This is a genomic window from Pseudomonas sp. SDT291_1_S447, assembly GCF_054070155.1.
In genome coordinates this window covers 1-13376 of the sequence record NZ_JBSVXS010000135.1, presented here as the reverse complement: position 1 = coordinate 13376, position 13376 = coordinate 1, and the positions used below count along the sequence as shown (strand labels likewise).

Below are 13376 nucleotides of genomic sequence, written 5' to 3'. Positions count from 1 at the left end.
CTATGTCACCGCGTATGTTGTGTACGACACAGAAACCTGTGGGAGCTGGCTTGCCAGCGATGGGGCCGGATCAGGCAACACAAATCCAAACGATCAGCGCCCGCCACCCAAATCAACAAACGTCCCCGTCGCATACGACGCCTTGTCTGACAACAACCAGACAATCGCCTCCGCCACCTCATCCGGCCGCCCGCCACGGGCCATCGGAATCGCCGACTCCAGCTTGCTGACCCGATCCGGATCGCCGCTCAAGGCATGGAAATCGGTGTAGATGTAACCCGGACGCACCGCGTTGACCCGAATCCCTTCGCCCGCCACTTCCTTGGACAAACCGATGGTGAAGGTATCAAGCGCACCTTTGGACGCGGCGTAATCAACGTATTCGTTGGGCGAACCAAGACGCGAGGCCACCGACGACACATTGACGATGCTGCCGCCCTGCCCGCCGTGCTTGGGCGACATGCGCAGGATTGCGTGCTTGGCGCAGAGGATCGGCGCCAGGACATTGGTTTTCATGATCTTGAGAATGCGAAATTCGGACATTTCGTCGACCCGCGACTTTTGCCCGACGGTGCCAGCGTTGTTCACCAAAGCGGTGACGCGGCCCAGTTCGCTGTCGACCCGCTGGAACAGCGCGATGACTTCGTCTTCGATGCTGACATCGGCGCGCACCGCGATGGCTTGTGCGCCCAGTGCGCGGACTTGCTCCAGCACGCTTTGCGCGGCTTGTTCATCCGACTGATAGTTGATGCAGATCCGATAGCCTTGCTCGGCAGCCAACAGCGCCGTAGCGGCGCCAATCCCGCGCCCGCCGCCGGTGATCACAATGACTTTATCCATGCTGGCCTTTCTCCCCCGATGCACACGTAACAGTCGGGGGGAAGAATAACCGCCATTGGCGGGTTTTGCATGGGGTCTGTGGTGTCTGGGCAGACGCCTTCGCGAGCAAGCTCGCTCCCACAGGGTTCTGTGTCGTTCACACAGCCAATGTGGGAGCGAGCTTGCTCGCGAAGAACGATAACGAGATCAATCAGACCACCGCTGCCTGCTGACTACGCGCAATATCCTGCATGAATTTGTCCGCCGGCATCGGATGCCCGAGCAGATAACCCTGCAACGAATCACACCCCAGCTCAGTCAGAAACGCCTGCTGCACACCGGTTTCAACACCTTCGGCGACAATGCGCAAACCGAGCGCCTGACCCAGCGCAACGATCGCCGAAACAATCGCTGCATCGTCACTGTCATGCTCCAGATCGCGCACAAAACCTCGGTCGATCTTCAACTCGTTGGCCGGCAAGCGCTTGAGGTACATCAGGCTGGAATAACCGGTGCCGAAGTCATCGATCGACAGATCGACGCCCATGTCCGACAACTCCTGCAATACCGTCATGCTCGCATCGGCATCGCTCATCGCCGTGGTTTCGGTGATTTCCAGGGTCAGGCTGTTGGCCGGCAAGTGATGAGTGGCCAGCGCTTTGGCTACGCTGCGCACCAGCCCGGTGTGGCAGAACTGCAACGCCGACAGGTTCACCGCAATGCGCCAATCGGTGTAACCGAGCACGTACCACTCGCGCATTTGCCGGCAGGCTTCATTGAGCACCCATTCACCGATCGGAATGATCAACCCGGATTTCTCCGCCAGTTCGATGAACTTGTCCGGCATCAGCATGCCGTGAATCGGGTGTTGCCAGCGCAACAGCGCTTCAGCGCCGACCGGACGGCCATTGGCGGCGTCGAATTTGGGTTGGTAATGCAGGCTGAACTGGCTGTGTTCCAGCGCCGCGCGCAGGTCCTGTAACAACTGCAACTGCTTGCGCGCGTTGTTGTTCATCGACGCGTCGAAAAAGCTGTAACCGTTTTTGCCGCCACCCTTGGCGTGGTACATCGCCGCGTCGGCATTCATCAGCAGTTCCTGCGCGGTCTGGCCATTGCCCGGATACAGGGCGATGCCAACGCTGGCGGAAATCTGCAAGTCATGTTCGGCGACGCGGAATGATTGCGCGATCAGACCGACCTGACGCGCGGCCAGTCCCAGCGCATCATTGGGTTCGCTCAGACGCACCAGCAACACGAATTCATCGCCACCGATGCGCGCCAGTGTGTCCAGGCTGCGCAAGTCTTCACGCAGACGCACGCCGACTTCGCGCAACAACTGATCGCCCATGTGATGGCCGAACGCATCATTGACCGGTTTGAATCCGTCCAGATCGATGAACATCAAGGCAAAACAGCCGCCCTGCTCGTGGACCTTTTTCATCGCCTGATTGATCCGGTCGTCCAGCAACATGCGGTTCGGCAGGCCGGTCAGAGTGTCGTGCAGGGCCAGTTGCGTGAGTTCGCGGTTGGCCACGGTCAACGAGTGCGCGAGATCAGCGGTACGCGCTTCGAGGCGCGCGTCGAGAATCGAGGTCAGCAAGGCAATCGACAGCACCGCCAACGTGGTGATCAACACCAAGCTGTCTAGGCCATTGCCCTTCAAGCCATTGACGGTGGCGCCACAGAAACTGCCGTCAGGGAACTGCGCGGCGGCCATGCCGGTGTAATGCATGCCGACAATGGCGATGCCCATGATGATCGCTGCGCCGCCACGAATCAGGCGCACATAAGGAGAGTGCTGACGCAGGCGAAAGGCGATCCACAGCGCCGCCGCCGACGCACCCACGGCGATCAGCAACGAGGCGCCAAACAGTGTCGGGTCGTAGTCGATTCCCGGGGTCATGCGCATCGCCGCCATGCCGGTGTAATGCATGGCACTGATCCCGGCGCCCATGATCAGCGCACCGAACGCCAGTTGCAGAATCGGCAGTTTCGGCTGACTGACCAGCCACAAGGCAAATCCACAGGACAACACCGCGATCAACAGTGACAGCGCGGTCAGGGTGATGTCGTAGCCAAGGTCGATCGGCAGCTTGAAGGCGAGCATGCCAATGAAGTGCATCGACCAGACGCCGATGCCCATGGCAAACGCACCGCCGGCGGTCCAGAAATGCACCGCACGGCCCTTGGCCGTGGCGATACGACCGGTGAGGTCGAGCGCGGTATAGGAAGCGAGAATCGCCACGCACAACGAAATGAAAACCAGGGTGGAGGAATAACTACCGATGAGCATGGGATTTCTCGTGGCTACCCAACGCGGACTGCGTCCATTCTCGGTCGGGCAAATGCGGCGATTGTACTGATTGCGCAGAAGAACGCACTGACAAAGTGAGCAATTGGCCATCAAGCCGATGAAACGCTCGTTTGATCGTCCGACAAGGCTCTGGCGCAGCGTTCACAGCTTTGCTCAAAACTGAAACACATACCCGTAGGAGCTGCCGGAGGCTGCGATCTTTTGATCTTGTCGTTAACAGCAAAATCAAAAGATCGCAGCTTCCGGCAGCTCCTACAAGGGGCATGGAATCAGTTGGAGTTGCTCACGTCCAGTTGCCCATCCCAACCACCGCCCAGCGCCGCAATCAGTTGCACGCTGGCGATCAAACGGCTTTGCAGAATATTCAGCACGCTGCGCTCGTTGCTCAGCGCCGTGGCTTGCACCACCACCACATCGATGTAAGCAATCAGCCCGGCCTTGTACTGGTTTTCCGTCAGGCGCAGGGAGTCGCGCGCCGCATCGAGTGCCTCCTGGCGCACCGCCGCTTCGTCTTCGTAGACCTTGAGCTGCACCAGGTAGTTTTCCACCTCGCGGAAACCGTCGAGCACGGTCTGGCGGTACTTGGCCACGGTCTGGTCGTACACCGCCTCGGTGCGGTCGACTTCTGCCGAACGAATGCCACCGTCGAACAGCGGCAACGCCAGTTTCGGCCCCACCGACCAGAAGCGGTTCGGCAGGCTGATCAGGTTCTGCGAGGTACTGCTGCTGTAACCGCCGCTCAGGCTCAGGCTCAGATCCGGGTAATACGCGGCTTTGGCCACGCCGATGTTGGCGTTGGCGGCGATCACCGAGCGCTCGGCCGAAGCAATGTCCGGGCGGCGTTCCAACAGCTGCGACGGCAGGCTCAACGGCACCTGCGGCAGCTTCGGAATGGTCTGCACTTCGGCAATGTTGAAATCCGCCGGCGCTTGACCGGTCAGTACGGCAATTGCATTTTCAAACTGCGCACGCTGCCAGATCAGGTCAACCAGATCGGCCTGGGTGCTTTTCAGTTGCGTCTGCGCCTGTGCTACCGCATCGCGCCCGGAAACGCCCGCGCGGTATTGGTTCTGGGTCATTTTCAGCGAGCGTTCGTAAGCGGCAACCGTCGCTTCAAGCAAGCGTTTCTGCTGGTCGATCACGCGCAGTTGCAGGTAGTTCTGCACCAGCTCTGACTGCTGGCTCAGGCGCATGGCGGCCAGGTCGGCAAAACTGGCCTGGGCACTGGCCTCATCGGCTTCCAGTCCACGGCGCAGCTTGCCCCACACGTCTGCTTCCCAACTGACGCCCAGTTCGGCGTTATAGGTGTCGCGGATACCGCTGGAGGAACTGCTCAAACTCGAACTGCTGCTGCCGGTGCCCTGACTGGAGCGGGTCTTGCCCAAGCTCAAGTCAACGCTGGGATAAAACGCCCCGCGCGCACTGCGCACCAACGCCTGGGCCTGACGGTACTGGGCTTCCGACTGTGCGACGGTCTGGTTGGAATTGTTCAGGCGTTCGATCAAGCCGTTGAGCTGCTGATCGCCATACAACTCCCACCAGGCGCCCCGGGCCAGCGAATCGCTCGGGTTGGCTTGGGTCCAGCCCTCGGCTTCTTTGTACTGAGCGATCTCAGCGGTTTGCGGACGCTGGTAGTCCGGGCCGACAGCGCAGGCACTGAGCATCGCCACGCACAGCGACAGGCTCAGCAGACGCGAGCCTCGAACGGTGGCCAGATTGAAAAGCGAACGGTCAGTCATAGCGGAGTTTCCAGAGCGGCGTCAGTACGCACGCCACGCCATTTGTTGAAACGATGGCGCAGCTTGTCGAGATAGAGGTAAACCACAGGCGTGGTGTAAAGCGTCAGCACCTGGCTGAAAATCAGCCCGCCGATAATGGTCAAACCGAGCGGCTGGCGCATTTCCGCGCCTTCGGCCCGGCTGAGCAGTAGCGGCAAGGCACCGAGAATCGCCGCCAGGGTGGTCATCAGAATCGGCCGCAGACGTTGCAGACAGGCGCTGCGGATCGACTCCAGCGGCGACAGACCTTGATGCCGTTCCAGTTGCAGCGCGAGGTCGATCATCAGAATGGCGTTTTTCTTCACCACACCAATCAGCAGGAACAACCCGAGCAACGAGATCAGGCTGAACTCGCCGCCCAGCGCATAGATCGACAGCAACGCGCCGACACCGGCCGACGGCAGGGTCGACAGGATCGTCAGCGGATGGATGTAGCTTTCATACAGCACGCCCAACACCAGATACACCGCCAACAGCGCCCCCAGAATCATGAACGGCTGGCTCTTCTGCGTCGCGGCAAAAGCGTCGGCGGTACCGGCCATTTTCGCGATGACATCTTCCGGCAGACCCAACTTGGCAATCGCCCGTTCGATGGCGGCACTGCCCTGCTCCACCGTCACGCCTTCGGCCATGTCGAAGGAAATGTCTTCGGAGGCGAACTGGCCTTCGTGGCTGACGCGGTCATCTTCCAGGCTGCTCTCATAATGAGCGATCGTCGATAGCGGCACCCGCGCACCGTCAGCGGTGATCACCTGAACCTGCTTGAGCGTCACCGGGTCCTGGGCGTATTTCGGATTGACCTCCATCACCACCTGATACTGGTTGAGGCTGTCATAGATCGTCGAAATCTGCCGCTGGCTGTAGGCGTTGTTCAACACCGAGGTAACCATGTCCATGTCGATCCCCAGGCGCTTGGCCTGATCGCGGTCGACGATCAACGTCACTTGCTGGGCACCCTTGCCTTCGCGCGCGTCGATCGCGGTCAGCTCAGGCAACGCCCTTAACGCGGCAACCACTTTTGGATACCACTTGCGCAACTCGCCCAGATCGCCACTTTGCAGGATGTAGCTGTACTGCGACGTGGTCTGCTCGCGACCACCGCCAAATTGCAGATCCTGATCGGCCATCAGCATCAATTGCGCGCCGGGCACCTTGGGCATTTCCTTGCGCAGGCGTTCGATGACTTTCTGCGCGTTGAGCTGACGTTCCTTGATCGGCTTCAGACGCACCAGCATAAAAGCGTTGTTGGTGCCGTTGCTGCCGCCGATGAACCCGGCGACACTTTCCACCGCTTCGTCCTTGAGCACGGCGCGGCGGAAGATTTCCATTTTCGGCTGCATCACACTGAACGACAGGCCGTCGTCACCGCGCACGAAACCGATCAACTGGCCGGTGTCCTGCTGCGGCATGAAGGTTTTCGGCACCACCACGTACAGCGCAACGTTGACGCCGACGGTGATCAGCAAACTGAGTAACGTCAGACGACGGTGGCGCAACACCCAGTCGAGGCTGGTGGCGTATTTGCCGACCATCCAGTCGTTGGTGCGGCGACTCCAGCGTTGCAGACGGTTTTCCTGCCCCGGTGTGTGCGGTTTCAGCCAACGGGCGCAAAGCATCGGCGTCAACGTCAGCGAGACCACCAGCGACACCACAATAGCCGCCGCCAAGGTAATGGAAAACTCACGAAACAGGCTCTCGACGATGCCGCCCATGAACAGAATCGACAGGAACACCGCCACCAGCGAGACGTTCATCGACAGCAAGGTGAAACCGACTTCCTTGGCCCCGAGGTACGCGGCCTGCATCGGTTTGACGCCTTCGTCAATGTGGCGGGAGATGTTCTCCAGCACCACGATGGCGTCGTCCACCACCAGTCCGGTGGCCAGAATCAGCGCCATCAGCGACAGGTTGTTCAGCGAGAAACCATAGAGGTACATCACCGCAAAAGTGCCGACCAGCGACACCGGTACGGCCAATGTCGGAATCAGCGAGGCGCGGAAGTTACCGAGAAACAGGAACACCACCAGAATCACCAGCACCACGGCAATCAGCAAGGTCATCTCGGCTTCGTGCAACGTTGCCTTGATCACCGGCGAGCGGTCCATGGCCAGATCCAGCTTCACGCTGGCCGGCAACACCGCTTGCAGTGCCGGCAGTTGCGCCTTGATCTCGTTGACCGTCTCGATGATGTTGGCGCCGGCCTGGCGGTTGATCACCAGCAGCACCGCCGCGTCATCGTTGAAGAAGCCGCTGTTGTAGCGGTCTTCGACGCCGTCGCTGACCTTGGCCACGTCTTTGAGGCGCAACGCGGCGCCGTCGGCGTAGTGGATGATCAGTGACTCGTAGTCCTTGGCTTTCTCCAACTGATCGTTGGCCTGGATCTGCCACAACCGTTGACCGTCCTCAACCGAACCTTTGGGCCGGCGTACGTTGGCATCGGCGATGGTCTTGCGCACATCGTCGAGCGCTACACCGTACTGGTTCAATGCCTGCGGTTCGAGTTCGATGCGTACCGCCGGCAGCGAACTGCCGCCGATCTGCACTTCACCGACGCCCTGCACCTGCGACAGGCTCTGGGAAAGAATGGTCGAAGCCAAATCGTAGAGCTGGCCTTTTTCCAGCACATCGGAGGTCAGCGACAGCACCATGATCGGCGCTTGCGACGGGTTGACCTTCTTGTAGGTCGGCATGCTGCGCATCCCGCTCGGCAACAGGTTGCGCGAGGCGTTGATAGCCGCCTGCACTTCCCGCGCGGCACCGTTGATATCGCGGTCGAGGTCAAACTGCAGAATGACCCGGGTCGAACCCTGACTGGAGCGGCTGCTCATGGTGTTGACGCCGGCAATCGCGCCGAACGAGCGTTCCAGCGGTGTGGCCACAGTAGACGCCATGACCTCCGGGCTGGCACCGGGCAGGCTGGCCTGCACGACGATCACCGGGAAATCCATTTGCGGCAGCGGCGAAACCGGCAGCAGACCGAAGCTGACGCCGCCGAGCAGCATGATCGCCAGGCTCAGCAGCATCGTCGCGACCGGACGCTTGATGAAAGGACCAGACAAATTCATAGAGGCCAGCTCCAAGTTTCAAGCTGCAAGCTGCAAGCTAGAAACATGCACAGGATCTGCTTTTTTCTTGCAGCTTGTAGCTCGAAGCTTGCAGCTGCTTTCATACCGAGACCTCTTCGGCATCAGCATTGGTCTTGCCAAAGCGTCGCCCGAGGCGGTCGAAATACAGGTAGATCACCGGCGTGGTGAACAGCGTCAGCACCTGACTCACCAGCAGACCACCGACCATCACCAGACCCAGCGGCTGGCGCAGTTCAGCCCCGGAGCCGGTCGCAAGCATCAACGGCACCGCACCAAACAGCGCCGCCAGCGTGGTCATCAGAATTGGCCGGAAGCGCAGCAGCGCCGCCTGATAAATAGCCTCCTGCGGCGCCATGCCTTGGGTGCGTTCAGCATCGAGGGCGAAGTCGATCATCATGATCGCGTTCTTTTTCACAATACCGATCAGCAGGATGATGCCGATGATCGCAATCATGCCCAGATCATTGCCACTGAGCAGCAGCGCCAGCAAGGCGCCGACTGCCGCCGACGGCAAGGTCGACAGAATGGTGATCGGGTGAATGTAGCTCTCGTAGAGCACGCCCAGCACGATGTACATGGTCACCACCGCCGCCAGGATCAGCAGCAAGGTGCTCGACAGCGAGGCCTGGAACGCTTCGGCCGCGCCCTGGAACTGGGTCTGCACGCCGACCGGCATGCCGATGTCCTTTTGTACCTGTTCGATAATGTCGACCGCATGCCCCAACGCCACGCCGGGTGCGAGGTTGAACGACATCATCACTGCCGGGAACTGGCCGATATGGGTGATTGCCAGTTGCGCCTGACGCTCTTCCACATGGGCCAGACTCGACAGGCGTACCTGCGCGTCATCGGTGGTTTTCACGTGAATCTGGTCCAGCGCCTGCGGGCCGATCTTTTCCCCGGCCTGAGCCTGCAGCACCACGCGGTATTGGCTGGCCTGGGTGTAAATGGTCGAGATCTGCCGCTGGCCGAACGCGTCGTACAGCGCATCGGTGATGTTCGCCACCGAGACGCCGAGGCGTGACGCGGCATCGCGGTCGATCACCAGATAGACCTGCAAACCCTTGTCCTGCAGATCACTGGCAACGTCGGTCAGCTCCGGACGCTGGGCCAGCGCTTCGACCAGACGGCCGCTCCACTGGCTGAGCAGTTCGGAATCAGGTGAGGACATGCTGAACTGGTACTGGGTACGGCTGACACGGTCCTCGATGGTCAGGTCCTGCACCGGCTGCATAAACAGGCGGATGCCGACCAGTTTGTCCAGTTGCGGTTGCAGGCGCGCAATCACTTCAGTGGCGCTCAGATCGCGATCGCCATGGGGCTTGAGGTTGATCAGCAAGCGCCCGCTGTTGAGCGTTGCGTTATCGCCGTCGACGCCGATGTAGGACGACAGGCTCTGCACCGCCGGATCTTCAAGAATGATTTTCGCCAATTCCTGTTGGCGTTCACCCATTGCCGCGAAGGAAATCGACTGCGGCGCCTCGGAAATACCCTGAATGACCCCGGTGTCCTGCACCGGGAAGAAGCCCTTCGGCACGACCATATAGAGGAACACGGTCAACGCCAGTGTGCCGATAGCCACCAGCAAGGTCAGTGGCTGGTGCTTGAGCACCCAGCGCAGCATCCGCCCGTACTCGGCAATCATCCAGTCAATCACCGCACCACTGGCGCGGTAAAAACGGCCTTGCTCATGTTCTTCCGGCTCACGCTTGAGCAGACGCGCGCACATCATCGGCGTCAGGGTCAGTGAGACCACCAGAGAAATCAGGATCGCTACCGCCAGGGTGATGGCGAATTCGCGGAACAAGCGCCCGACGACGTCGGCCATGAACAGCAGCGGAATCAGTACCGCAATCAGCGACAGGGTCAGGGAGATCAGGGTGAAGCCGATCTGCTTGGCGCCTTTGAGCGCGGCCTGCATCGGGCTGTCGCCTTCTTCGATGAAGCGCGAAATGTTCTCCAGCATGACGATCGCATCGTCGACCACGAAACCGGTGGCGATGGTCAGGGCCATCAGGGTCAGGTTGTTCACCGAGAACCCGGCCAGATACATCACGCCGAAGGTGCCGATCAGCGACAGCGGCACGGCCACCGACGGAATGATCGTGGCACTGGCGCGACGCAGGAACAGGAAGGTCACCATCACCACCAGGGCGATGGCGATGAGCAATTCGTGTTGTACGTCGGTGACCGAGGCGCGGATGGTCTGCGTGCGGTCAGTCAGCACCGTCACTTCGAGGCCGGCCGGCAGGTTGTCGGTGATGCTCGGCAGCAGCGCCTTGATGCGGTCGACTACCTCGATGACGTTGGCACCCGGCTGACGTTGGATGTTCAGCAGTACCGCCTGATTCAGGTTGGCCCACGCAGCGAGGCGTTCGTTCTCGGCGCCGTCGACGATTTCCGCCACGTCCTTGAGTCGCAACGGCGCACCGTTTTTGTAGGCGAGAATCAGGTTGGCGTAGTCCTCGGGCGAGGTCAGTTGGTCGTTGGCATCGAGCATCGACACCCGCGTCGGGCCGTCGAAGTTACCTTTCGGCTGATTGACGTTGGAGGCGCCGATCAGGGTGCGCACGTCCGACAGGTTGAGGCTGTTGGCCGCCAACGCTTCCGGGTTGACCTTGATGCGCACGGCCTGACGCTGACCACCGGCAATACTGACCATGCCGACGCCGCTGATCTGGGCGATTTTCTGCGCCATGCGCGTATCGACCAGGTCATTGAGCTTGGGCAGCAACATGGTTTTCGAGGTGATCGCCAGGGTCAGCACCGGGGTGTCCGCCGGGTTGACCTTGTTGTACACCGGCGGCGCCGGCAAATCGGTTGGCAGCAGATTGGTCGCGGCGTTGATCGCGGCTTGCACCTGTTGTTCGGCGACGTCCATGTTGATGTCGAGGCTGAAACGCAGGGTCAGCACCGACGCACCGCCGGAACTGGTCGAGGCCATTTGCGTGAGGCCCGGCATCTGCCCGAACTGGCGCTCAAGTGGCGCGGTCACTGCACTGGTCATCACGTCCGGGCTGGCGCCGGGATACAAGGTCATGACGCGGATGGTCGGGTAGTCGACCTGTGGCAAAGCAGAAACCGGCAGCAAGCGGTAAGCGATCAGGCCGGCCAGAACAATGGCCAGCATGCTCAGGGTGGTGGCTACCGGTCGGAGGATGAACAGCCGCGAAATGTTCATGCGCCCTTCTTGGCCTTGTCGGAGACAGCAGCGTCAGTCGGGGTGGCGGCAGATTTGCCTTGCAGGTGTTCGGTCGGGGTGGTTGGCACTTGATTGCTGTCGTTGACCACTTCCACTTCACTGCCTTCTTTCAGGCGGTCAGTGCCTTCCAGTACCACGCGGTCGCCAGCGGCCAGACCTTCAGTGATCACGGTGTTTTCGCCGTCACTGGCGCCAATCTTCAGTTGGCGAATAGTGACTTTCTTGTCGCCATCCAGCGCATAAACGAAGGTGCCGTTGGTGCCGAACTGAATCGCTGCCGACGGTGCCAGTACCACACCTTTCAGCGTGTCAGCGAGCAAGTGCACGTTGACGAACTGGTTGGGGAACAGCGCCTGATCGCGGTTTTCGTAGCGGGCCTTGAACTTCAGGGTACCGGTGGCGACGTCGATCTGGTTGTCAAGGCTTTGCAGCACGCCGGTGGCTTGCAGTTTGGTGTCGCCGCGATCCCACGCTTCGGCTGGCAGCTTGGCGCCACTGCGATAACGGGCGAGCACGGTTTCGAGGCTGTTTTCCGGCAAGGTGAAAGCGACGCTGATCGGTTGCGTCTGGGTGATCACCGCGAGGAACGTGGTGTCGTTGGCGGTGACGAGGTTACCGACGTCCACCTGACGCAGACCGACGCGGCCGGCAATCGGCGCGCGGATCTTGGTGAATTCGAGATTGAGCTTGGCGTCGTTGACCGCTGCCTGATTGGTCTTGACCGTGCCCAGATACTGACCGACCAGCGCTTCGGCGGTGTCCAGTGTCTGTTTGGCGATGCTGTCCTCTTTGTACAGACCGCGATAACGCTCGACGTCAACCTGGGCGTTTTTCAGTTGCGCCTGATTCTGCAGCAAAGTGCCTTCGGCCTGCAGCAAGGCGTTCTGGTACGGACGTGGATCAATCTCGGCCAACAGGTCGCCGGCCTTGACCATCTGGCCTTCTTCGAAATTGATCTTGACCAGCTCGCCACCCACCCGGCTGCGCACATTGATGGTGTTGAGCGCCGTCACCGTACCCAGCGCCTTGTAATACAGCGGGAAGTCACCGGTAACCGCCGGCGCCACGCGCACCGGAATTGGCCCGGCGCCGCCACCGAAGCCCGGCCGCATCATCCCCGAACGCCCGGTGTGCCCGGCCGCAGCCTTGTCTGCGCCCTCCTTGGGGCTCGAGCCGGCAGGCCAGAATTTCCAGCACAGGACAGCGATCACCAACAGGACAAGCAGGCTGATCAGCCAGCGACGGGAGTTACGGGGGGACGATTGCATGGAGTGATTAACCATTGGGCGCGTGGGCTTCTTTTACGGGAGGCTGAACGATAAGCACTGATGGGGAATTAGCAAAGCAGCTTTACCGGCAATTTACTTACACCTTACGTTTCAAGGTGTGAGGCAAAACACTGATACACAAATGAAAACGGCCTGGACAGGGCCAGGCCGTTAACAATTGTAAAAGCTTTGTGGCAGAGCTTACTTCAATACGGCCAGAGCGGCATCGTAGTTAGGCTCTTCAGCGATTTCCTTGACCAGTTCGCTGTGCAGGACGTTGTCGTTTTCGTCCAGAACCACGACGGCGCGAGCGGTCAGGCCTTTCAGTGGACCGTCAGCGATGGCCACGCCGTAGTTCTCGATGAACTCGGCACCGCGCAGGGTCGACAGGTTCTGGACGTTTTCCAGGCCTTCGGCACCGCAGAAACGCGCTTGGGCGAACGGCAAGTCAGCCGAGATGCACAGCACCACGGTGTTTGCCACTTCGTTGGCCTGAGCGTTGAACTTGCGTACCGAAGTGGCGCAGGTCGGGGTGTCGACGCTTGGGAAGATGTTCAGCACTTTGCGCTTGCCGGCAAAGTCTTTCAGGGTGACGTCGGACAGATTGCCGGCAACCAGAGAAAAGGCTGGCGCCTTGGAACCGGCTTGTGGCAACTGGCCGTTGACTTGAACCGGATTGCCTTTAAGGGTGACTTGAGCCATGACTTGAGTCCTTCTGATGTTTTGATTGGAAAGCATGCAAGAGGCCGAAGTTAACCACGAAATTGTCCGACGACCTATGCCCTGTTTGGAAATTGTTGGGTGCCTGCGCGAAAAATTGTATACAAAACCAGCGCAATTCCCATGTAGGAGTGAGCCGGCTCGCGATAGCGGTGTGTCAGCCAACATCTGCGCATATGACCCACCGCC

Annotated in this window: 7 protein-coding genes; all 7 read right to left on the bottom strand. The window is 60.3% G+C overall.

What is annotated here, in order from left to right; translation table 11 throughout:
• Positions 1-93 precede the first annotated feature (93 nt).
• The 7 genes from ACW9IR_RS25600 to tpx all read right to left on the bottom strand — a co-directional run bounded on the left by ACW9IR_RS25600 (position 94) and on the right by tpx (position 13169).
• A complete protein-coding gene (locus ACW9IR_RS25600) occupies positions 94-840 on the bottom strand; it encodes an SDR family oxidoreductase (RefSeq protein WP_236431598.1) in 747 nt (248 codons plus the stop codon).
• Positions 841-1030: 190 nt separating this feature from the next.
• Positions 1031-3112 (bottom strand): putative bifunctional diguanylate cyclase/phosphodiesterase, encoded by a 2082-nt coding sequence (locus ACW9IR_RS25595; protein WP_457465424.1) that lies wholly within the window; start codon positions 3110-3112, stop codon positions 1031-1033.
• A gap of 290 nt (positions 3113-3402) precedes the next feature.
• On the bottom strand, positions 3403-4872 hold the full coding sequence (locus ACW9IR_RS25590) for an efflux transporter outer membrane subunit (RefSeq protein WP_457465422.1): 1470 nt from the start codon (positions 4870-4872) through the stop codon (positions 3403-3405).
• A complete protein-coding gene (locus ACW9IR_RS25585; protein ID WP_110718618.1) occupies positions 4869-7976 on the bottom strand; it encodes an efflux RND transporter permease subunit in 3108 nt (1035 codons plus the stop codon). The genes ACW9IR_RS25590 and ACW9IR_RS25585 overlap by 4 nt, the downstream gene beginning before the upstream one ends.
• A gap of 100 nt (positions 7977-8076) precedes the next feature.
• On the bottom strand, positions 8077-11178 hold the full coding sequence (locus ACW9IR_RS25580; RefSeq protein WP_457465420.1) for an MdtB/MuxB family multidrug efflux RND transporter permease subunit: 3102 nt from the start codon (positions 11176-11178) through the stop codon (positions 8077-8079).
• A complete protein-coding gene (locus ACW9IR_RS25575) occupies positions 11175-12482 on the bottom strand; it encodes an MdtA/MuxA family multidrug efflux RND transporter periplasmic adaptor subunit (RefSeq protein ID WP_457465418.1) in 1308 nt (435 codons plus the stop codon). The genes ACW9IR_RS25580 and ACW9IR_RS25575 overlap by 4 nt, the downstream gene beginning before the upstream one ends.
• A 186-nt stretch (positions 12483-12668) precedes the next feature.
• The gene (gene tpx / locus ACW9IR_RS25570) at positions 12669-13169 is read right to left on the bottom strand and encodes a thiol peroxidase (protein ID WP_008086450.1); all 501 of its coding nucleotides are present in this window, start codon (positions 13167-13169) and stop codon (positions 12669-12671) included.
• Between the last annotated feature and the right edge of the window lie 207 nt (positions 13170-13376).